The following is a 20,541-nucleotide window of genomic DNA, read 5'->3' as shown; positions in this document are numbered from 1 at the left end:
TAGCAAACCTTTAAAAGGCCCCAGGCTTAAGCGCCGGCGAATCCGACGGACTGCTTCTTAGCGGCGCCAACCTCGACGTACACCACGCGGTCCGTGCGCACGAGATACTTGCGACCCTTGTCATCTTCTAGCTCCAACGTGGAGTTTTCCGCCAGGGCGCTATTAATCTTTTGCGTCAGCTCCGCCTGCTCGCCACTGGTGCTAATAATCAGCTCGCGCGGGGTATCTGCAAAACCAAACTTGATATCCATAAAAATTATCCTCCTTTAACGAGAGTTTTACATGCCAATGGCCCCACTATAACCATCCCGGCTACTATCAAGGTGTGTCTGTCATAAAACCCCAGCCACCGACCTTCGCGGAACTCGGCGTCGCCGCCGAAATCTGCGATGGGCTCGCTGACCGTGGCATCGCGCGAACCTTTGCAATCCAGGAATTAACCCTGCCCATTGCGCTCAATGGCCAAGACCTCATTGGCCAGGCGCGCACCGGCATGGGCAAGACCTTTGGCTTTGGTGTGCCGCTGCTCGATCGCGTTTTTGATGACGCGGATATTGCTCCACTGGATGGGACGCCGCGGGCACTTATCGTCGTGCCCACCCGCGAGCTCGCCCAACAGGTCACCGCGGATTTGCAGGACGCGGCCGGGCACTTGCCGGTACGCCTCGCCTCCATCTACGGCGGGCGCCCCTACGAGGAACAAATTAAGCTCCTCCAGCGCGGCGTTGATGTGGTCATCGGCACGCCAGGCCGCCTGCTCGATCTGCACGAGCGCGGCGATCTGGTTCTGCACCACGTCGCCATCGTGGTGCTCGATGAGGCCGATGAGATGCTGGACCTAGGCTTTTTGCCCTCCATAGAGGCCATTTTGGAAGCGCTCGATGGCAATGCGCACCAAACAATGCTGTTTTCTGCCACCATGCCGGGCGCCATTTTGAACTTATCGCGGCAGTTCATGAATAAGCCCGTACACATCCGGGCCGAATCGGAGGCGGATGAGGTCACGCACGAAACCACCCGCAAGGTCACCTTCCAGGCCCACCGCATGGACAAGGTGCCGGTCATCGCACATATCCTGCAGGCCCAGGGCCGGGGTCGCAGCATCATCTTTACCCGCACCAAACGCTCGGCGGCGCAATTGGCCGATGACCTTGCTGAGCGCGGCTTCCGCGTCGGCGCCGTGCATGGTGACTTGGGGCAAAAGTCCCGGGAAAAGTCCCTGCAGGCCTTCCGCTCGGGCGAGGTGGACATCCTCGTCGCCACCGATATCGCCGCGCGCGGCATCGACGTCGACGATGTCACCCACGTCATCAACTACCAGGTTCCCGATGATCCCATGACGTTTATCCACCGCATCGGGCGCACCGGCCGCGCTGGGCATACCGGCACCGCCGTCACCTTGGTGGGCTACGATGAGCTGGCGAAATGGCAGGTCATCAACGATGAGCTAGGCCTAGATTCGGCCACGCCGCCACATTGGTTTTCTACCTCCCCGGAGCTTGCCCAGGCGCTTTCCATCCCCACAGGTGTGCAGGAAAAGGTGGGGCCTGCCACCAGCGTGATTGGTCAGCTTCCGGCGCATAAGCGGTCCGCGGGACAGACCCAATCCCGGTCCCAGTCGCGGTCTCGATCCGGGGCTCGGCGCGATAATGGCGCGCCCCGAGGAGGGCGCCGATGACTAAGGCCCCCATCTTGCGGGCTACCGCGGCGGATTGGAAGGCCACCGGCATCATCGGCGCTATCTGCGCCATCGCGGTGGGCGGCGCGGTCGCCACCGCCAATATCCACCAGGCTGACCTGCACCAAGAGGCGGTTCCTGGGGAAGGCGATGCCGCTGTGCTTGCCGATGTCCCCTCCTCCCTCACCACCGCCTACAGCCTGCCCAACCAGCCCGTACCCGGCCAATACCGCGCCATTTCCGTTCACGGCTTGAGCATTAGCCACGATGGCGATGTGCTCACTGCCACCCATGCCGATGGCTCCACGGCCTGGACCTATACCCGCAGCGATGCCGATCTCTGCTCGCTATCGACCGCCTGGGGCAAGGTGGTTGCCACCTATCGCACGGGCGTGGGCTGCGGGGATACGGTTGCCATCAACGCCGCGACGGGTGAATATGACTCCACCCGCAGCGCTATCAATTCCCCGGACGTTGTACCTGTGCAGTCCAATGACCGGGTAGGGACCGTTTCTGCCGGGCGAATCGATCTATGGCGCTCAGATCTCGTGCGCACCGTGGAATACGGCGAAGTGGAGGCCAAGCAGGAGGCACAGAAGCAACCGCACGAGGAGTGCACCATTTCTTCGGCGCTGACGCGTACCGAGAATCTCGCGCTGACGGAATCGTGCCCGGAGGAACTTCACACCACGTGGTTAAGGTTTCAAAACACCACCCCGGAGGACTCCCGGGAACCAGAAATGGATGCCGATGTCTCCGTCGATCGCGATGGAGCGCGGCTTATCGCGGTGGGCCAAGACGCCGCCGCGGTCTATATCCCCGGCCCAGAACCCCGCATTGAGTCCTATAACAACGAGGGCGAAAAGCTTTCTTCTACCCCCGTAAAGCCTTCCGACGCCATCGATTCCGGCACAAGCCCTTTCGCCCCGGCCGTTGCGGATCTCCCGCACCATATGACGTGGTTTGATGGGCAGCGCCTCTACCTTTTAACCCCCAGTGATTTGCGGATCGATCACGTCATTGACGGCGCCATCGGCACCCCAATTTCAGTGGCTGGGCGCATGCTGATGCCCACCGAAAAGGGCATAGCTGTCGTGGACTGGTCTACCGGTAAGGTACTGCGCGAAATTGCCGTCGACCGCGGAGATTACCGCGGTCCTGTCCACCTCACGTTAGCGGGCGAGACCATTGTAGAAACCCGCGGCGATACCATCGTTGGCCTCAGCAGCGACTAAGCGAGTGCCACTCGTGGCCCCTGCGCGAGTGGCCCCTTAGAAATTCGAGGCGGCCCACTCTGAGGACTCGCGTCTAAACATCAAGAGATAAAGCACCGCAACCGCGCTTAACAGGGTGATAGTCCCCAGTACCGGGGATCCACCGCTATACATTTGAAACGCGCTCGCGCCCAAAATGAGCTCTACGAGGACTACGGCACCTCTTCCCCATCGCTTTCCTTTCACCATGGCCCAGGCGCCTGCGATGACAAAGCCAAAGACAATGAAGATAAAGATGGCGGTGCCAAGCCCCACAAAGCTTCCCGATCCGGAATCAGAAACCATCGAGTCATTTTCCGCGCCCATCGCTTCGCGCACGATGAGGAATATGCCAAAACAAATAACCGCGATGGATTGCACCGTGGCAATGCCTGCGCCTATAAGCACCGACTGCGGGGCACTATCCGGTGCTGCCGCTGGCGCTGCCGACTTATCTCGCTGCTGCTTATTTACGTGGCGTTTGTTCTGCTTAGACACAAATCCCCAGTCTACTAATGCGGCGCGGATTTTTTTCTGTGCCACCCACGGCGGGGCCTCGATGTTGCCTGCAGTAGCGCGGGGGCAGGGGGATGAACTGGGAGATTTGACGGTCTCTTCCTCACCACACTCACCACATAGCACCTATAGCTGCAGCTCACAGCGATTCTCACAGGATTCTTTAAAATTTGATTTTGGCATTTATGGCCCCCACACCGCGCCTATTTACGTGATGTTAACCACAATTTAGCCTGTACCCCTAGCGGCGATCGGGTAAACATGTCATGATTCTCTAGTAGCAAAAAGAAAGAGGGCGTAAACCTCTTCTTAACCTGGAGGAAACTTCAGGTAACAACACCGTGAACCATAGGCGGCGGCGACGCTGGCCCGACCTCGAGACCGGGCCCCACTGCTAGCAGACCAGTTCACACACCACCTAAAAATCAAGGTGCTTTCCTGTCCCGCACGGATTGCGCTCGTATTTACTGCTGTCAAAAATTTGTTAGGAGATATCAATCATGGATTGGCGCCACGAAGCCGTTTGCCGCGACGAAGACCCAGAGCTGTTCTTCCCAGTAGGCAACTCCGGCCCTGCCCTTACCCAGATCGCTAAGGCCAAGCTGGTCTGCAACCGCTGCCCCGTCGCTTCTTCCTGCCTCAACTGGGCACTCGAGTCTGGCCTCGACGCCGGCGTCTGGGGCGGCCTGTCTGAAGAGGAGCGCCGCGCCCTCAAGCGTCGCCGCAACCGCGGCCGCGGCCGTTCCCGCGTTTCCGCCTAAAAGCGCGGACCCGGGGAACCTAACCCCCCGCCCCAATTTTCGTTTCGGCGCCCTTAGCCGCTACAGTTGAATAAAGTTCAGAAACCCTCAACGAAGGAGTGCGCAATGAGCAAGCGTGGTCGCAAGCGCAAGGATCGCCGCAAGAAGGCCGCTAATCACGGCAAGCGTCCTGGCGCATAACGTACAGCACATATTAAAAGCCCGGTTTCGTACCAGTTCACCTTAAGAACTCGTACGGCCGGGTTTTTAATCTTTCTATTAGAAATCCGACTCTCGGAGCAGTAGCGACCAGGGCGCTCATTTGGGTTGGTACTACTGGTCCATATCGGGACATCGGTCATAGCTTCCCCGAAGTGCACTAATTGAACTCATTTCGTGGTTTCCTTTTGCCGGCTTCCGTTAGCAGGTATAGCGATCGGCGATGGTGGCCCCTGTTACATATGGGTGCCCATCGTCCGTAAGCTGTTCGCCTCAACTACCTCCTCAAGGCGAAAGACACTTGACGACGACGAGTATGCAGGACTAGCCCGAGACTCACCGTGCAAACTGGTAGTAGCCGGAACCCGCACAAACATCGCTCCTCACTACGCCCAAATTGATGGAGTAGAGACATACTAAATCTTGCTGACACCAGAAACCGATTTAGGCGCATAATTATCCTCGGGGCAGCGATTCTCGCCTTCTTCACTTCGACAACGTCTCTGCTGCACCCCACAGAGCCGAATCTTGAATCCTCAGGACACAACAGCCAAATCTTCGTTGTAGAAAAGTGAATGCTGGAATACACTCGATCGTCTAAAAAGACAGCAAAACTGGGTACTGGGCTATATCCGCAACCTGTTTTCGACAAGACTTTAAATCAATATTGAGGGGCTTGGGTTATACGCCCTGCATAGCCCGAAAGGAATCTCATGTGGCTTGACGGATACCATCAGCAATTCGGAAATAGGCTGGAAGACTTCCTTTCAACAACAGTCCCCACGACACTTGCAGAGTTGACGCCTCTTCAGCGCAAGCAGGTCACCGATAGCACAAAAGAGTTTCCCTTCGAGATCGTACTCGAAATCTTAAACTCTAAACACAGCTATGAAGAGAAAGTATCCCGCATCCTCGCCATCAACGGCACATGGATGAATGCGATGTCAGGGAGTCAGTGGGCACTTGGCCCTTTAAGTAGCACGGCCTACTCCGAAAGAGTAGGTATAGGCATCAGATGGGGCGAGATCGCTTTTTCACCGTTGCTAAACATCGCAGAAAACCTTATCGATACGTATCCCATCTGGCCGGGCGTACTCATGGAATTTGCTCACATGCAAGAAGACAATCGTGATTACTACCGCCAGCGAATTCAGAAAAACTAGCGCTGGTACCACCAGAGAGGTACCAGCCCCAAAAACAGAACCCGTTCTTCAACTATTCGCAGGATGCGTATTTACCAGTCGGGGCCGGACATAACCCCAGAAAATGGACACGTCAGGGCTAGGCCCCTACTATTTGCCTATCCACTCGCATTACGCCCCAGGGCGTGTGGGTAGGGTTTGACTCGCGGGTTGACCGCTGCGAGTGCGATCCTATGGAAAATTTTTTCTACAGCACCGCTTCGGCAGAGGGCGCCTGACGGTAAGTATGCTTGCTTCTGAACTGGATGAGGAAACACGGCAGTACGAACTGTCCCGACTCTTGTTGCGAGACGTTCGCAGCTCTGAAGGGCGCTTCTTACCAGCGGGATTCGATCTCCGTAATTTCTATCGAGATGCGGCGGCGCAGCGATTGCGGTGCCTTAGCTTGGCCGGCACAGCAATTGCGCACGAGGGAGCGGACGAGCTCTTCGCGCTCTAGTCGTTGCTGGCAAAAATCACATTGGGCGATGTGCTCGCGGATGGCTAAAGCGCGGGCGTAGGTCGTGGATTCATCGAGAAGCTCGCAAAATAGGTTGTGTACCTCAGTGGAGCTACACGCACCACAGTTCTTTCCGGTTGCGCCTTCCATTACTTCTCCTCCATGTCCGGGTGTTCTAATCCAATTCCTTGTTCACGTGCTACGTCCTTCAACGCCTTCCGGAGCATTTTTCTTCCACGGTGCAGGCGAGACATCACCGTTCCCAATGGAGTATCCATGATTTCGGCGATTTCCTTGTACGCTAAGCCCTCCACATCGGAGTAGTAGACCACCATCCGGTAATCCTCCGGCAGGTCATTAATGGCCTGCGAGATAGACCTATCTGGCATCTCTTTAAGCGCTGCCACCTCAGCGGATTCCAACCCGGTGGAATCGTGCCCTGCGGTGGTATAGAGCTGAAAATCACTCAGATCATCGGCAGAAGACTCGGTAGGACGCCGCTTCGCCTTGCGATAGGAGTTGATGTAGTTATTGGTCATGATGCGATAAAGCCATGCCTTCAGATTCGTTCCCTGCTTAAAGGAATGGAAGGACTTATAGGCCTTCAGATAGGTCTCTTGCACCAAGTCTTCCGCATCTTGCGGGTTTCGCGTCATGCGCAGCGCGCCGCCATAGAGCTGATCGAGCAGCGGGAGCGCTTCCTTTTCAAAGCGGCGCTGCAGCTCCTTCTCGCTCACTGTTTCTTTAACCACACAATCTATCCTAACGTCTCACGCTAAAATTCCTATATGGCCAAAAAGTCCCCGCATGCCGCTACCCCGGCGCTGAAAGTCATCGAAGATGCCGGAGTCAAACACTCCATATCCACCTTTGAAGCGGGCAAGGACCACTTCGGTGACCACGCCGCGGCGGCCTTAGACGTAGAACCCGAGCGCGTGCTGAAAACGCTCATTATTGATCTCACCGCGGGCAAAGGCCCGCGCCGCGAGCTGGCGGTGTGCGTGATTCCCACCACGCACCATTTAAGCCTCAAGAAGGCGGCGGCCGCCCTTGGCGTATCTAAGGCCGCCATGGCGCAGGTGCACGATGCCGAGAAATCCTCAGGCTACGTGCACGGCGGCATTTCCCCGCTCGGACAAAAGAATCCGCTGCCCACGGTGATCGAGGAATCCGCGGTGCTCTTCGATACTGTCTTTATCTCCGGCGGCCGCCGCGGCTTAGATATTGAGCTCAACGCAGAAGACCTCGCGCGCTTGTGCGGGGCTAACTTTGCCGATCTACTGGCTGAGTAGCTCCGGGTAGTCATTTGAGACAGTCCCCACAGCCTTATCCACAGCGTGGTACTCAAATCCCCGCAGGCTAGTGGGCACTAGCAGCTCCTTGGCCTCGTCGGCGCTACCCTCGAGCCAGGTGCGCATCTCCTCCGGCGCCAAAAATCACGGCAACCTGTGGTGCAGCCACTCCATCTCTTCGGTAGCCGCGGTAGTCACAATGGTGGCAGAGAGCCGGTCCAACCCGGTATCCCAGAGCCCCGCGGCCCACAGCAGGCCCTGGTCTGGATGGACGTAATACGGCGTCTTGGTGGAGCCATCCTTGTGCCACTCGTAATAGCCGTTCATGGGGATAAGGCAGCGCTGGGATTTAAAGGCGGCGCGAAAAGATGGCTTGCTCGCCAACGTTTCTGCCCGGGCATTAAAAAGCGGCGGGCCATCCAAGTCTTTCTTCCACTGCGGCAAGAGTGCCCACCGCGCGGGATCGACTTCCGCTAGCTCCTCGCGCACGCGCACGATGGGAATGGGCTGGGTGGGGGCAATATTATATCGGGGCCCGGGCGTGCCCTGTGGGGCGTGGACTTCCTGGATTCCCGGGAGATTGCCCACCTCATCGAGGAGGGACTCGGTAAAAAGAACGAATCTTCCGCACATGCCCTCTATTATGGACACTATGTCTCAACCTTGGACCGCCCCGCTGGCTACCAGCCCCGTTACGGGGGAGCACCAGGTGCCAGGATCGAAATCTATTACCAATCGGGCCTTCATCCTGGCCGCGCTGGCTGATTCCCCGTCTATCCTGCACGCCCCGCTGGTATCGCGCGATACGCAGCTGATGGAGGATGCACTCAGTGCCATGGGGGTTCGCTTTACCCATGACGGCTCCGATATCCACGTCCAGCCTGGGAAGCTGCACGGTGCCACGGTGGATTGCGGGCTTGCCGGCACGGTGATGCGTTTTGTGCCGCCGGTCGCAGCATTGGCAAATGGCCCAGTGCGCGTCGATGGCGATAAACAGGCCTACAGCCGCCCCATGTCCACGACGCTAGATGCGCTGCGCAGCCTCGGCGTTGATGTGGAAGGAAGTAGCCTGCCCTTTACGGTGTCCTCCAACGGCGTACCAGAAGGCGGCAAGGTCACCATCGATGCTTCTGGTTCTTCCCAGTTCGTCTCCGGCCTGCTGCTCAGCGGGGCGCGCTTTTCCCAGGGCATTCAACTCACCCACGAGGGCGGCCAGCTGCCGTCCATGCCGCACGTGGAAATGACGGTGGGCATGCTGCGCCAGGCGGGCGTGCGCGTGGATTCTGACGGCACGACGTGGACGGTGCACCCCGGCCCCATTGCCGGGCGCGAATGGTTCATCGAGCCGGATCTCTCCAATACCACGCCATTCCTCGCCGCCGCGGCGGTCACCGGCGGGCGCCTGACCATCAAGAATTGGCCGGCGAATACCACCCAGCCGGGCGATGCCATCCGCCAGATCCTGCTGGATATGGGCGTGATGGTAACCCAGGAGCACAACAGCGTCACGGCAGAGGGCAACCCGGCAGGCAAGCTGCAGGGCATCGAGCGCAATATGGGCGATATCGGGGAGCTTACCCCCACCGTTGCGGCCCTGTGCGCGCTCGCGGAAACGCCGTCGCGGCTCACGGGCATTGCCCACCTGCGCGGCCACGAGACCGACCGTTTGCAGGCGCTCGCGGCGAATATCAATGCGCTGGGCGGCAGGGTCACCGAGCTTGACGATGGCCTAGTGATCGAACCCGCCGAACTCCACGGCGGCGATTGGCCGTGCTACGCCGATCACCGCATGGCCACCGCCGGTGCCATTCTGGGTTTGAAAGTCCCTGATATCCAGATTGAGGATATTTCCACCACTTCCAAGACCCTGCCCGGTTTCGCCCGCATGTGGGAGACGATGTTGCACCCCGACCAACAGGATTTACATGGCTAGACGTTTCGGTTCCTTTGATGAATCTGATGTGCGCGTGCGCCCCGGAAAGGGCTCGCGCCCGCGCACCAAGGATCGTCCCAAGCACAAAAATGCCAAATACGGCATGGTAATCACCAAGGACCGCGGGCGGTGGGGCGTCGCGCTTGACGATGGCCCCCACGTCACCGCCATGCGCGCCCGCGAGCTGGGCCGCACCGCCATCGAAGTCGGTGACCGCGTCGGCGTGGTTGGTGATACCTCTGGTGCCAAGGACACGCTGGCGCGCATCGTCAAGCTGGCGGATCGCACCTCCGTGCTGCGTCGCACCGCCGATGACACGGATCCGTATGAGCGCATCGTGGTGGCCAATGCCGATCAATTGCTGATCGTTTCTGCCGTGGCCGACCCTCCCCCGCGGTCCGGCTTTGTCGAGCGCGCCTTGATTGCCGCGTTCGTGGGCAACCTGCACCCCATTTTGTGCCTTACCAAGACCGATCTCGCGGACCCGACGCCGTTTGCAGAAGAGTTCGCCGATTTGGATGTCACGGTGGTCGAGGCCGGGGTCGAGGATGGCTTGGAAGCCGTGCGCGCGCAGGTAGATGGCCATATTACCGCGCTCATCGGGCATTCCGGGGTGGGCAAGTCCACGCTGGTCAACCGGCTAGTTCCAGATGCAGAAAGGGAAACGGGGGAAGTATCGGGCATCGGCAAGGGCCGGCATACCTCGACGCAATCGGTGGCCCTCCCCTTGCCCACCGACGCCCCAGGAACCGAATCTCAGGGCGGCTGGATCATCGATACGCCGGGCATTCGCTCCTTCGGGCTGGCGCATGTGGACGCGGATACCGTCCTTGGCGTTTTCGAGGACCTCGCCGCGGCTATTGAGGAGTGCCCGCGCGGCTGTACGCACGCTGGGCCACCGGCGGATCCTGAATGCGGGCTCGATGATCCAGAGGTCATTCCCGAGGGCACCGCTACCGCCCGCCGCCGCGATGCGGTACGCGGGCTACTACAAGCCCTGCGCACCAACGTGGAGTGGGAAAATTAGCGCGGCTTAGAGCAATTCCACGAGGAACGGCAGCTCCGTTGGGTGGTAGAAGGCCATGAAGTTATCCAGGGCATCACCCACCGCGAGCTCCGCATCCTCATCGCCCAGGTCCGCGGAATCGATGGCTTCGATGGCCTTGGCGGTTGCCTCTTCGGATTCTTCAATATCCACGTGAATGGCGGCGAGGTTATCGGTGCCAAACTGCGCTGGCTGGAGCTCTACCACCGGCTCACCCATATCTGGGCGCGGGGTGACTGCAGTGTCATCAACGTCGATGGAAATGACCACGCGCCGGTGCGGGAACTTCTCCTCGTCCCCAATGGTCAACAGGCGCAGCGAGGCCATAGAGGCCTCAAGGAAGGCGGAGTAGGCGATCTCTTCTTCATCGCCTGCGGTATAAAAATCCCGCAGGGCCGGGGTAACCATGAAACCCCAACCGGAACGCGCCGCGAGCGTTCCGGTTTCTGCGAGCTCCGCCAGCATGGCATAGGTCGCCGGAATATAGACGCGGGCTTCAGCCACTAAAATTCCCCTTCAATATCGAATACGGCTTGAATTTCTACAGAAACGCGGTCGAAGCTGGTGTACAAGAAACCGATCATTCCGGCATCGACGGCGGCGCGCACGTTAAGGATCGAATCATCGACCATGACGCAATCGCTCAAGGGCAGCTCGAGGGCATCGGCAGCCGCTTGGAAGGCCGCAACCTCCGGCTTTTCCGCCCCGATTTCTCCAGACAACACCACGGCATCAACGTTGCCGCGATATTCCCACTCGCGAATGTGCTCGGCTCCGGAACCACCCGGGTCATTAGACAGAATAGCGGTTGCGGCACCATTTGCCTTCGCCGCAGACAGCAGAGCCTTCCAGCGGCGATTGTCCTCTTCAGCGCCATCGAGGACGCCGACATAGTCAATGATGAGACCACGCATAATTTTTAATCCTTCAGTACACGAATACTTTGTAACTCCCGAAAGTATAGCGAACTGCGCTTATATTCTCGCCCGCCTCATACAGGAAACTGCCAGAAATAGCGCGCGCAGCGCCCCCATGAGATAATTATCACGCGTTCGCCTCCCTGCCCTTTTTGCAGGAGCACTCATTTCACCATGTATGAGCCCATTCCCGGCTACTCTCATCTCAAGCTATACATCGCCCCGCACCGCATCCATTACGGCCGTCTGCCCACGACGGCAGAGGTAGCCGCCCAGCACCATATCCAAGCCTGGGTCGTCTTTATCCTTGAGGTCGCCGCCGGCTACCGCCCGCTGGCACACCTTAATTCTCCGCGCTTTTCGGATTCCATCCGCCTGCATATCGGCTCTTGGGTACACCGGCGAAAAAGCCCCTACGACACCGATACCCTGCGCCTTACCAGCCTGCACGCGCGGCCTAATGGCGAATACTTCGGTTCCGCGGTCATCGGCACGCACCGTCACGCCTTTACCGGCTCCGCCACGGACCAAGGGCTACGCTCGTTTCGGCTGCTCTAAAACTAACAGCGCCCCTCCCGCTTCCCCACCGCGCGAGGGCGGGGAGGAAGAGGAAGGGGTGCAAAAGAGCGCGGAGATTTTATGCCTCTACGGTTTCTTGGCCTGCAGGACCAGAGCCCGAGTCACCGCCGGATTCTTGGTTTTCTTCCTGCTGCTTGAACTGCTTGCGCAGCATGAACAACTGGCGCACGGTTTCTTCCTTCACGCCTTCATTCATGGCAGTGAACATATCGCCACCCTCCTTCTGGTATTCCACCAGCGGGTCGCGCTGCGCCATCGCGCGCAGGCCGATGCCCTCCTTGAGGTAGTCCATCTCATAGAGGTGCTCGCGCCACTTCTGGTCAATAATCGGCAGGATCACCATGCGCTCGGTATTGCGCATCTGCTTGTCGCCGCCGATGGCAGAAACGGCTTCCTCCAACTTGTCGTACTCCCGGTTCGCGTCGGTAACGAGGGCATCGCGCAGCTGATCCGCAGTGAGCTCGCCTGGGGAACCGTACTCGGAGCCTTCCACGAGTTCCTCCGGGGACATCGTGGGGCCGTAGAGCGCCTCAAGGGCGTTCCAGAGTTCCTCGAGGTTCCAGTCTTCGACATAACCGGTGGCGGTAGCACCCGCGACGTAGGCAGAAACCGTGTCATCGATCATGGTGCGGATATCGTCCTTGATGTCATCTGCATCGAGGATGGAATAGCGCGTGGAGTAGACCACCTTGCGCTGCTCATTGAGCACCTCATCGTACTTCAACACGTTCTTGCGCATCTCGAAGTTTTGATTCTCCACCTGCGCCTGGGCGCCCTTAATGGAGTTCGAGACCATCTTAGCCTCGATGGGGACATCATCAGGCACGTTGAGACGGTTCATCATGTGCTCCATGGACTGGCCCACAAAGCGCACCATCAATTCATCGCGCATGGACAGGTAGAAGCGGGTCTCGCCCGGGTCACCCTGACGGCCGGTACGGCCGCGCAGCTGGTTATCGATGCGGCGCGACTCGTGGCGCTCGGTGCCCAAAACATAGAGCCCGCCCGATTCGCGCACTTCATCGCCCAAGCGCTTCGAGCGCTCTTTCTCGCTGTCGATCTCGGCTTCCCAGGCCTCCTGGTACTTTTCCTCATCCTCAAAGGGGTCGAGGCCGCGTTCGCGCAGCTTCTCATCGAGAATGACTTCCGGGTTACCGCCGAGCACGATATCGGTACCACGACCGGCCATGTTGGTTGCCACGGTCACGGTGCCGGGGCGGCCCGCACGGGCAATGATCTGGCCCTCTTCTTCGTGGTGCTTGGCGTTGAGCACGTTGTGCTGCACGCCGCGCTTGCTAAGCAACTGCGACAAGTATTCGGAGCGCTCCACAGAGGTGGTACCAACCAAGACCGGCTGGCCGTTTTCGACATGCTCTGCAATATCATCAACCACCGCGGCAAATTTTGCCTCTTGTGTCTTGTAAATGCGGTCCGAGTGGTCGGTGCGCTGGTTCGGCTTATTGGTAGGAATGGGAACCACATCCAGCCCATAGATGGAATGCAGCTCCGCGGCTTCCGTTTCCGCGGTACCGGTCATGCCGGAAATTTTTTCATAGAGACGGAAGAAGTTCTGAAGGGTAACCGTCGCCAGCGTCTGGTTTTCGTTTTTGATCTCCACCTGCTCCTTGGCCTCAATGGCCTGGTGCATGCCTTCGTTATAGCGACGTCCTGCCAAAACGCGGCCGGTAAAGCCATCCACGATCATCACTTCGCCGTTGCGAACGATGTAGTCCTTATCGCGGGTAAAGAGCTCCTTGGCCTTCAACGCGTTATTGAGGTAGGAAACCAACTGGGAGTGCTCCGGCGCGTAGAGGTTATCAATGCCGAGCTGATCTTCGACGTATTCTACGCCCTCTTCCAAGACGCCGATGGTGCGCTTTTTGTGGTCCACTTCGTAGTGGATGCCTTCGCGCATGCGCGGCGCCAGCTGGGCAAAGACGCCGTAGAACTGGGAGGAGCCATCAACCGGGCCGGAGATGATGAGTGGGGTACGGGCTTCATCGATAAGAATCGAGTCCACCTCATCCACGATGCAGAAATTGTGTCCGCGCTGAACTACATCATTAAGGGTGCGCACCATGTTATCGCGTAGGTAATCAAAGCCCAGCTCATTATTGGTGCCGTAGGTGATGTCGCAGTCATAGGCTTCCTTGCGCTCTTGCGGGCGCATTTCTGCCAAGATTACGCCCACGGAAAGGCCCAACCAGCGGTGCACACGACCCATCATCTCGGCGTCGCGCTTGGCCAAGTAGTCATTGACCGTGACAATGTGTACGCCCTCGCCCTCCAAAGCGTTGAGGTAAGCGGGCAACAGAGAGGTTAGGGTCTTGCCCTCACCGGTGCGCATCTCTGCAACATTGCCAAAGTGCAGGGCGGCGCCGCCCATGATCTGCACGGGGTAGTGCTTTTGCCCTAGGACGCGCCAAGCGGCTTCGCGGACGGTAGCAAAAGCATCGAGCAAGATGTCGTTCTTTTTTTCGCCATCCTTGAGGCGAGTTTTGAACTCGTCAGTCTTGGCCTTTAGCTCATCGTCCGAAAGCTCCGCGTACTGATCCTCGAGTGCAATTACATCGTCTGCAATCTTGCCCAGACGCTTGACCGTACGGCCCTCGCCCGCGCGCAGCAGCTTGGAAAGTCCAAACACTATTCGTTAGTCCTTCTTATCGCGACACATTCGTTAACTTCCCGCAATTGTACTCACACCGCTGGCCTTGTCGCGTTCTACCCGCCCTTAAACGCTAGTGATTTCACACTAAGGACACTAAGAAAACAGATAACTCACAGCATGACAAATCCCCCTTCCCCACCTCATCGAGCAATAGCCCGATTGGCAGGAAGGGGGAATAAAGAGGTTTAGCGCTCCAGGCGGGCGCCGGAGGCTCTAGCCCTCTGCATCCTCAGACAAGGAGATGATGCCGTAGTCGAAAGCGTGGCGGCGGTAGACCACGGATGGCTTGTTGTTTTCCTCATTGACAAAGAGGAAGAAATCGTGGCCAACCAGCTCCATTTCACTCAGGGCATCGTCCACGCTCATCGGGGTGGCCGGGTGTTCCTTGGTGCGCACGATCTGGCCGGGGCGAACGTCCTCGACAGTCTCGGCATAAGGATCAACCAAGCGCTCTTCCTTGGCGCGCTGTGCTTCTGCCTCAGCAACCATCTCAGCGGCGATTTCGCCGGTGCCCTTCTGTGCGCGGTGGCCGCCCTTGACGTATTCACGGCGCACCTTCACCTTACGAAGGGAGCGTTCCATCTTCCCCATCGCGGTCTCCAGCGCTGCGTAGAAGGAGTCTTCCTTAGCCTCTGCGCGGGCGATGTGGCCCTTGCCGGTCGCAGTGATCTGGATGCGGTCGGACTCTGCTTCGCGGCGTGGGTTTGGCTCGTGCTGCAACTCCACGTGGAAGAAGGTCAATGTGGGATCAAGGCGTTCAATCTTTGCCAGCTTTTCATTGACGCGCTCTTGGAAGTGTTCCGGTACTTCAACGTTACGGCCCGTAATCGTTACCTGAGCATTATTTGGCTGGGACATTGAGATGCCTCCCTTTGGTAGTGGGGACTAGAAACAATCACAGTTACTGTTCCTCTGTGACACCTTTAATAGTACCAGTGGTTATGACCTGATGGCATTAGGGGGTAGCACCGTGCACCCTACTCTGTGATGTATCTTAAGCATCTGCGAAGGCCAATGCCCCATAGACCGTGGCGCCGGCGGCGCGTAGCGCCGCCATACTGGCCGCAAGGGTGGCGCCGGTGGTTATAACGTCATCGACAAGCAGCGCCGGCTTACCGTTCACTGGGACGCAAACCCCCACGCGCCCCTGTAGGTTCGCCCATCTATCCTGCGCATTGAGCTCAGATTGATCCTCGATATTCGCGCCCATGATAAGCGCCTCGCTCACCTGCAGGGACCGTTGCCGGCGCGCCGCACCCTGGCACATGACCGTCACGGGATCGCCGCCGCGCATGCGCGCAGAACGGCGACGAGTAGGTGCCGGCACTAGGCACAGCTCGCGGGGAATCTCGCCGCGGGCAGCCAAGTGCGCCACGCCCGCGGCCACCACCGCACCGATATAATCGCGCACCTCCCTATTGCCCTGTTCCTTCATGCTGATGATGATATTTCGGCGAATGTCCGAATAGGACCCCAGGGCAAATACCGGTGCCCCGAGCAGCCGCGGGCGGCTTACCAGGTAAGGAGGCTGGCGCAGGTGCTCCCGGCACTGCGCGCACAAGACATGTCCCGGCGCGCGGCACCCCGCACACGCACGCGGAAAAATCAGTTCTCGCACGCTCACTGCGCACCACCGCCCCATCCCCCCCGAAAGGCCTTTGCGGCGGCGCCACCTAGAGCGCAACCGCCTTCTAATCGGACACGATAGGCGAAGAACGCCGGCCCTGCAGGCCAGGCACCTCGCGCCAGTTCACCTCATCGACCACCGTGGCGGGAAGTTCCAACATGGCATGGGAATCCGTTATATAAAGCTTTGACGGCGAGGTCGCCACCGCGACTACCGGGGCGGTGATATTACCCGTCGGCATGGTAGAAGCCGAAGAACCATCCTGCTCGATGCGCCATACCGGCGACTGCCCAGACGACGTACCCACGATGAGCGAGCCATCGTTATTCCAATCCAGAGATAATGCCGATCCGGAAACCTCTGGACCCACCTCGCGGGCATTAACAATGCGCTTATCGCCGCTGCTGGATTGGGCCACCGCGGCGATATAGACGTGTCCATCAATGATCATCGCCGCGCGTGCACCGCTATGGGAGAGGCGAATAACGGAGATTTCGCCTTCGATCTCGTCAATGCTGCGGGCATCGACCTCGGATTCCGAAATCCGCCCGGTAGTCTTGGAGCGCACGACGCGCACGATGCGATCACCATCGACCACAGTCCAGGCTGCTTGCCCGTTGAATTCAAAGGTGGGCCGCGCCAACGTCTTGCCGTCGACCGAGTCCTGCATGCCCGAGCCGATTTCGCCCATCTGCAGCTTGAAGTCACCACTAGACTTCCGGCTGACCGCCGCAATCATGCCGGATTCGGTGACATCGACTGACTGCACATTGCCGCTCGAGCCCAAGGCACCAGTGATCGGCTCGGCCACCCCACTATCAACTTCCAGCACGTTGCCCTCGTTCAATGCGTACAGCGTGGACAGGGAATTGCTATTGATCTTGGGGTTATAGTCAGCAAAATCATCCACGCTGACTGTATCCATGCCTTCTACCAAGTTGCTGCCATCGGCCTTGACCTTAAAGGGGCCGATATGCCCGGCATCGGAAAGCGTCCAGACCAATTGCGCGGCAAAACGCGTGCGGTCATTTTCATCCAGATCTGACAAGCCCTCGAATTGGTAGCCGTTTTCATTGTCGTAGCCAGCAAAGGTGACCTTTTCATCCGCTGCTCGGCGGGTAGCCGGGGCGATGCTGCTGGACGGGCCTTCCATCAAGAGGGTAATCAGCGTGGACTCGGATTCTTCGCTGTCTTTATAGAGCCACCGGCGATCCGGGACGAGGACGTCATCGGTTTGTTTATAAAAATAGAGCGATTGCGGGGTGTAATGATTGCGCAGCTCATTGCGCTCAATAACCAATCCTGTCGGCAGCCCATTAATAAGCCACTGGTCATCCACCATTTTCATATCGATGGTAGCTTCGTAGCCTTCATTTTCCGGCACATACGCCCCACCGGATTTAAGCCGTCCAATGATGGTGCCCCGCACATTAAATGAGCGCACATCCTCCGCTGTGTTTTGTTTCTTATCAGACGCGGTCACGATATCCAGGCTATCGACCACGATGACATCGCCCGAGGCATCCCACGCCCCGCGGGCGGTATCCGTGAGGAATCTACGGGCCGCATCGTGATCATTGGTGGGAACGGCCGCAGCGCGGTAAAAATCGCGCAGGGTAAGGTCCGGGTCTGCCCCCTCCTCTGGGGCAATGACTTCTTCCGGGCCATCGGGCTGTTTGTGGTAGGTTCCTACGACCTGGGGGCTCGTATCGTGCGGCAAGGTTGAGCAACCGGTAACAAAGCACAGCACCGCCACCGCGCCCACTGCGGTGCTCCGCCGCCACAATCCGTTGCGTACGACCGAATTCATTTATATATCCCCCTTAAAATCTGGCGCCTTATAGGAGCGCCTCTCTGGCGACGCGGCCCCGCGATTGTGCTCGCGTTCGGAGGGCCACAGGATGCCGTCACCATCTGACTCAGCTGCGTCAGCGGAGTCATCGTCGATGCCAATTCCACGACCTACCACTGAGCTATTGCTTGGCGATGCCCCACCAGCGGACACTCCGCCCTTATCTTCTGCTGCACCATCCTCCGTTGCATCAGCTTCCGCTTCCCCAGCTTCCTCGGTACTAATATCCGCGTTACTAGCATTCGCGGCGCCAGTTGCGCCGCTGGGGTCGGCGGTAGCAGGGGCATCGGCAAGCGCAGCGTGCCCAGAGTCCGAACCCGTGCCTGGGGCACCTGGAATCTCGCGGGAGATGGGCTCATCACCAATCTCGGTATTCGGCTCGCGCGGGATGATGAGGCGGAAGCGGGAACCGTAGCCGAATACGCCAAAGGCATCGAGCGTGCCGCCATGCAGGGCTGCATCCTCGCGGGCGATGGCAAGGCCTAGCCCGGTGCCGCCGGAGTGGCGCTTGCGGGAAGAATCCGCGCGCCAGAAGCGGTTGAATACTAGTTCTTCTTGTCCAGGTTTCAGGCCCACGCCGTGGTCCGTAACGGCCACGCCGACGGCCTTATCTGTGGTGGCAATATCGATCACCACAGGTTTGCCCTCGGAATGGTCGATGGCATTGGCCAAAAGGTTGCGCAAAATACGCTCGATGCGGCGCGAATCGGCCTGGATGGTAATCCGCTCGTCCGGCATATTGCGAACGACCTCCACGTCGAGCTTCTGCGCCAAGTGCTCGACCTGGCGGTAGGCAGCATCCACGCAAGAGCGCAGGTCAATGGCCGTGGTGGACAAGTCCGCCACGCCGGCATCGTGGCGGGAAATCTCCAACAGATCCGCCAGCAGCTCCTCGAAGCGGTCCAGTTCCCTGGACATGAGCTTGGAGGCGCGCTGGGCGCCCGCGGGCAGACTATCGGCCTCGGATTCAATGAGGTCTGCGGCCATGCGCACGGTGGTAATGGGTGTGCGCAGCTCATGGGAGACATCGGACGTAAATTGCCGCTGCAAATCGCCGTATTCCTCTAGCTGTGCAATCTGGGAGGACAATTTATCCGCCATATTATTAAAGGAAGCGGCAAGGCGGCCCATCTCATCGTCCCGGTCCACGGCCATGCGCTCCTTGAGGTGACCCGCGGCTAGGCGCTGGGCAATGCGGGACGCGGACTTAATCGGGGTAATGACCTGCTGGGTAGCCAACCAGGCAATGCCCACCAGCAAGACCACGACCACCACACCGGCAGCAGAGAGCAACCCGCGCATAAGCGCCATCGTGGATTCTTCCGACTCCATGGAAAGGGCCAGGTAAACCTGCAAATTCGGAATCTCTGCATCAGTGGGCGTGCCCACCATGAGCGCGTTATAGTAATCGCCATTGCCGCGCGGGACAGGGTAATACTGCTGCGCAATCTGGTCCTGGCCCACCATCTGCCGCATTTGTTCCGGCACCGGGAAATCCTCCGGCGAGGTGGTAATGGATCCATCCTGGTTTTCCACCACGATGACGGGTTCATACACCGCCTGCGCATCGCCTTGTTGCGCAGAAAGCTGATCCAAAGAGGCGCGCGCGGAATTGATGCGCACCTGCACCGAGTTGGCGGAACTGGTGGCATCGATTTGCTGCTCTACCGCCGTACGGGCGCGCTCGAGTTCCTGCAGCGCCACGTCTTCTTTTTGGGATACCAACCGCTGGGTCAGCACGGAGACCAAGGCGTAGGCCAAGATAATCATGACCACCGAGGAGGCGACCACAATCATGCCGATAACGCGCGCCTGCAATGAGGTGCGCAGCGTATCTACTATGGCGTCACGAATGCGCCGCACGCGGTCTAGAATTCTGATGATTCCTTACTCCCCGGCACCGGCCTTGCCGGTCTTATACCCCACACCGCGCACCGTCAGCACGATCTGCGGATCCTCCGGATCGTGCTCGATCTTGGCGCGCAGGCGCTGCACGTGCACGTTGACCAAACGAGTATCGGAGGCATTGCGGTAGCCCCAGACGGATTCCAGTAGCGATTCGCGGGTGTGCACCTGCCCTGGGTGGCGCGCCATTTCCAGCAGGAGATCGAACTCCAACGGGGTCAGGTTTAATTCGGTGCCATCGGTACGACGCACCGTGTGTTCCGGCACGTCGATGACCAGATCGGCAACCTCAAGGGTTTCCGGTTCCGCGGAGTCAGTGCGGCGCAGGCGCGCCCGAATGCGGGCGATGAGCTCTTTCGGCTTAAAGGGCTTGGTGATGTAGTCATCCGCGCCAGATTCAAGGCCTAAGACCACATCCACGGTATCGGTTTTAGCGGTAAGCATGACAATAGGCACCGCGGACTCGCGCCGGATGGTGCGGCAGATATCCACACCATTCATGCCCGGCAGCATGAGATCCAAAAGGATGAGATCCGGTTCGTGCTGGCGGAAGGCAGGAACGGCATCGTTGCCATCCATGACGGGGACGGGATTGAGTCCCTCAGATTCAAGGACAATGGTCAGCATTTCCGAGATCGCTGGATCATCATCCACAACCAAAATCGTTGGCGCCACG

Annotated in this window: 21 protein-coding genes and 1 pseudogene; 9 read left to right on the top strand and 13 right to left on the bottom strand. The window is 58.9% G+C overall.

Going from position 1 to position 20,541, the window contains the following annotated elements; translation table 11 throughout:
• Window positions 1–26: 26 nt before the first annotated feature.
• Window positions 27–251 (bottom strand): DUF3107 domain-containing protein, encoded by a 225-nt coding sequence (locus tag ABRP88_RS06925; RefSeq protein WP_239269424.1) that lies wholly within the window; start codon window positions 249–251, stop codon window positions 27–29.
• Between the two features lie 74 nt (window positions 252–325).
• Between ABRP88_RS06925 and ABRP88_RS06920 the strand changes: the two genes are divergently transcribed.
• Together ABRP88_RS06920 and ABRP88_RS06915 are read left to right on the top strand one after the other, a co-directional pair.
• Entirely contained in the window at window positions 326–1,678 is a 1,353-nt protein-coding gene (locus tag ABRP88_RS06920) for a DEAD/DEAH box helicase (protein WP_349836728.1), read from the top strand.
• Window positions 1,675–2,913 carry an Rv3212 family protein gene (locus ABRP88_RS06915; protein WP_349836727.1) on the top strand — a complete coding sequence of 413 codons (1,239 nt, stop codon included), beginning with the start codon at window positions 1,675–1,677 and terminating at the stop codon, window positions 2,911–2,913. The genes ABRP88_RS06920 and ABRP88_RS06915 overlap by 4 nt, the downstream gene beginning before the upstream one ends.
• Window positions 2,914–2,949: 36 nt before the next feature.
• Here ABRP88_RS06915 and ABRP88_RS06910 read toward each other — a convergent pair whose 3' ends face one another.
• On the bottom strand, window positions 2,950–3,429 hold the full coding sequence (locus tag ABRP88_RS06910) for a hypothetical protein (protein ID WP_349836726.1): 480 nt from the start codon (window positions 3,427–3,429) through the stop codon (window positions 2,950–2,952).
• Window positions 3,430–3,947: 518 nt separating this feature from the next.
• Between ABRP88_RS06910 and ABRP88_RS06905 the strand changes: the two genes are divergently transcribed.
• From ABRP88_RS06905 to ABRP88_RS06900, 3 genes are all read left to right on the top strand, one after another.
• On the top strand, window positions 3,948–4,208 hold the full coding sequence (locus ABRP88_RS06905) for a WhiB family transcriptional regulator (RefSeq protein WP_005277545.1): 261 nt from the start codon (window positions 3,948–3,950) through the stop codon (window positions 4,206–4,208).
• Between the two features lie 105 nt (window positions 4,209–4,313).
• Window positions 4,314–4,388 (top strand): 50S ribosomal protein bL37, encoded by a 75-nt coding sequence (locus tag ABRP88_RS11455; RefSeq protein WP_369707509.1) that lies wholly within the window; start codon window positions 4,314–4,316, stop codon window positions 4,386–4,388.
• Between the two features lie 731 nt (window positions 4,389–5,119).
• The gene (locus ABRP88_RS06900) at window positions 5,120–5,569 is read left to right on the top strand and encodes a hypothetical protein (protein WP_349836725.1); all 450 of its coding nucleotides are present in this window, start codon (window positions 5,120–5,122) and stop codon (window positions 5,567–5,569) included.
• Window positions 5,570–5,924: 355 nt separating this feature from the next.
• Here ABRP88_RS06900 and ABRP88_RS06895 read toward each other — a convergent pair whose 3' ends face one another.
• A complete protein-coding gene (locus ABRP88_RS06895) occupies window positions 5,925–6,197 on the bottom strand; it encodes an anti-sigma factor (RefSeq protein ID WP_239269419.1) in 273 nt (90 codons plus the stop codon).
• Entirely contained in the window at window positions 6,197–6,799 is a 603-nt protein-coding gene (locus tag ABRP88_RS06890) for a sigma-70 family RNA polymerase sigma factor (RefSeq protein ID WP_239269418.1), read from the bottom strand. The genes ABRP88_RS06895 and ABRP88_RS06890 overlap by 1 nt, the downstream gene beginning before the upstream one ends.
• A 36-nt stretch (window positions 6,800–6,835) precedes the next feature.
• On the opposite strand from ABRP88_RS06890, the gene ybaK reads away from it, so the two are divergent.
• Window positions 6,836–7,339, top strand: coding sequence for a Cys-tRNA(Pro) deacylase (gene ybaK, locus ABRP88_RS06885; protein WP_349836724.1), 504 nt, complete (start codon window positions 6,836–6,838; stop codon window positions 7,337–7,339).
• Here the strand turns inward: ybaK and ABRP88_RS06880 are convergent.
• Window positions 7,325–7,972: pseudogene (locus ABRP88_RS06880) on the bottom strand (SOS response-associated peptidase). The gene ybaK and the pseudogene ABRP88_RS06880 overlap by 15 nt on opposite strands.
• Between ABRP88_RS06880 and aroA the strand changes: the two are divergent.
• Both aroA and rsgA read left to right on the top strand, forming a co-directional pair.
• Window positions 7,971–9,272 carry a 3-phosphoshikimate 1-carboxyvinyltransferase gene (gene aroA / locus ABRP88_RS06875; RefSeq protein ID WP_349836723.1) on the top strand — a complete coding sequence of 434 codons (1,302 nt, stop codon included), beginning with the start codon at window positions 7,971–7,973 and terminating at the stop codon, window positions 9,270–9,272. The pseudogene ABRP88_RS06880 and the gene aroA sit on opposite strands and share 2 nt — an antisense overlap.
• Window positions 9,265–10,299 (top strand): ribosome small subunit-dependent GTPase A, encoded by a 1,035-nt coding sequence (gene rsgA / locus ABRP88_RS06870; protein ID WP_349836722.1) that lies wholly within the window; start codon window positions 9,265–9,267, stop codon window positions 10,297–10,299. The genes aroA and rsgA overlap by 8 nt, the downstream gene beginning before the upstream one ends.
• 6 nt (window positions 10,300–10,305) lie before the next feature.
• On the opposite strand, the gene ABRP88_RS06865 is transcribed toward rsgA, so the two are convergent.
• Window positions 10,306–10,821 carry a DUF6912 family protein gene (locus ABRP88_RS06865; protein WP_005277532.1) on the bottom strand — a complete coding sequence of 172 codons (516 nt, stop codon included), beginning with the start codon at window positions 10,819–10,821 and terminating at the stop codon, window positions 10,306–10,308.
• The gene (locus tag ABRP88_RS06860; protein WP_284781755.1) at window positions 10,821–11,231 is read right to left on the bottom strand and encodes an HAD-IA family hydrolase; all 411 of its coding nucleotides are present in this window, start codon (window positions 11,229–11,231) and stop codon (window positions 10,821–10,823) included. The genes ABRP88_RS06865 and ABRP88_RS06860 overlap by 1 nt, the downstream gene beginning before the upstream one ends.
• Window positions 11,232–11,408: 177 nt before the next feature.
• Here ABRP88_RS06860 and ABRP88_RS06855 point away from each other — a divergent pair, with 177 nt between their 5' ends.
• Window positions 11,409–11,792 carry a hypothetical protein gene (locus ABRP88_RS06855; protein ID WP_296087773.1) on the top strand — a complete coding sequence of 128 codons (384 nt, stop codon included), beginning with the start codon at window positions 11,409–11,411 and terminating at the stop codon, window positions 11,790–11,792.
• Between the two features lie 79 nt (window positions 11,793–11,871).
• Here the strand turns inward: ABRP88_RS06855 and secA are convergent, their stop codons facing one another.
• The 6 genes from secA to mtrA form a co-directional block, all read right to left on the bottom strand.
• A complete protein-coding gene (secA, locus tag ABRP88_RS06850; protein ID WP_349836721.1) occupies window positions 11,872–14,457 on the bottom strand; it encodes a preprotein translocase subunit SecA in 2,586 nt (861 codons plus the stop codon).
• Between the two features lie 237 nt (window positions 14,458–14,694).
• Window positions 14,695–15,339: a ribosome hibernation-promoting factor, HPF/YfiA family gene (hpf, locus tag ABRP88_RS06845; RefSeq protein WP_023025625.1), complete on the bottom strand. Its 645-nt coding sequence runs from the start codon at window positions 15,337–15,339 to the stop codon at window positions 14,695–14,697.
• Window positions 15,340–15,475: 136 nt separating this feature from the next.
• Window positions 15,476–16,099, bottom strand: coding sequence for a ComF family protein (locus ABRP88_RS06840; RefSeq protein WP_349836720.1), 624 nt, complete (start codon window positions 16,097–16,099; stop codon window positions 15,476–15,478).
• A gap of 73 nt (window positions 16,100–16,172) precedes the next feature.
• A complete protein-coding gene (gene lpqB, locus ABRP88_RS06835; protein WP_349836719.1) occupies window positions 16,173–17,918 on the bottom strand; it encodes an MtrAB system accessory lipoprotein LpqB in 1,746 nt (581 codons plus the stop codon).
• On the bottom strand, window positions 17,919–19,778 hold the full coding sequence (gene mtrB / locus ABRP88_RS06830; protein WP_349836768.1) for an MtrAB system histidine kinase MtrB: 1,860 nt from the start codon (window positions 19,776–19,778) through the stop codon (window positions 17,919–17,921).
• A 69-nt stretch (window positions 19,779–19,847) separates the two neighbouring features.
• Window positions 19,848–20,540, bottom strand: a complete 693-nt coding sequence (mtrA, locus tag ABRP88_RS06825) for an MtrAB system response regulator MtrA (RefSeq protein WP_284770025.1) — start codon at window positions 20,538–20,540, stop codon at window positions 19,848–19,850.
• Window position 20,541 lies beyond the last annotated feature (1 nt).

Source organism: Corynebacterium sp. KPL2734, from assembly GCF_040225595.1.
Taxonomy (GTDB): Bacteria; Actinomycetota; Actinomycetes; order Mycobacteriales; family Mycobacteriaceae; genus Corynebacterium; species Corynebacterium rhinophilum.
This window is presented reverse-complemented; position numbering and strand designations above follow the sequence as displayed.

Bases quoted from the DNA above. Each gene is read 5' to 3' on its own strand.
- ABRP88_RS06900 (WP_349836725.1), top strand. From the start codon at position 5,120: ATGTGGCTTGACGGATACCATCAGCAATTCGGAAATAGGCTGGAAGAC.
- hpf (WP_023025625.1), bottom strand. From the start codon at position 15,339: ATGTCCCAGCCAAATAATGCTCAGGTAACGATTACGGGCCGTAACGTT.
- ABRP88_RS06860 (WP_284781755.1), bottom strand. From the start codon at position 11,231: ATGCGTGGTCTCATCATTGACTATGTCGGCGTCCTCGATGGCGCTGAA.
- ABRP88_RS06855 (WP_296087773.1), top strand. From the start codon at position 11,409: ATGTATGAGCCCATTCCCGGCTACTCTCATCTCAAGCTATACATCGCC.
- ABRP88_RS06915 (WP_349836727.1), top strand. From the start codon at position 1,675: ATGACTAAGGCCCCCATCTTGCGGGCTACCGCGGCGGATTGGAAGGCC.
- lpqB (WP_349836719.1), bottom strand. From the start codon at position 17,918: ATGAATTCGGTCGTACGCAACGGATTGTGGCGGCGGAGCACCGCAGTG.
- ABRP88_RS06925 (WP_239269424.1), bottom strand. From the start codon at position 251: ATGGATATCAAGTTTGGTTTTGCAGATACCCCGCGCGAGCTGATTATT.
- aroA (WP_349836723.1), top strand. From the start codon at position 7,971: ATGCCCTCTATTATGGACACTATGTCTCAACCTTGGACCGCCCCGCTG.
- ABRP88_RS06895 (WP_239269419.1), bottom strand. From the start codon at position 6,197: ATGGAAGGCGCAACCGGAAAGAACTGTGGTGCGTGTAGCTCCACTGAG.
- ABRP88_RS06905 (WP_005277545.1), top strand. From the start codon at position 3,948: ATGGATTGGCGCCACGAAGCCGTTTGCCGCGACGAAGACCCAGAGCTG.
- ybaK (WP_349836724.1), top strand. From the start codon at position 6,836: ATGGCCAAAAAGTCCCCGCATGCCGCTACCCCGGCGCTGAAAGTCATC.
- rsgA (WP_349836722.1), top strand. From the start codon at position 9,265: ATGGCTAGACGTTTCGGTTCCTTTGATGAATCTGATGTGCGCGTGCGC.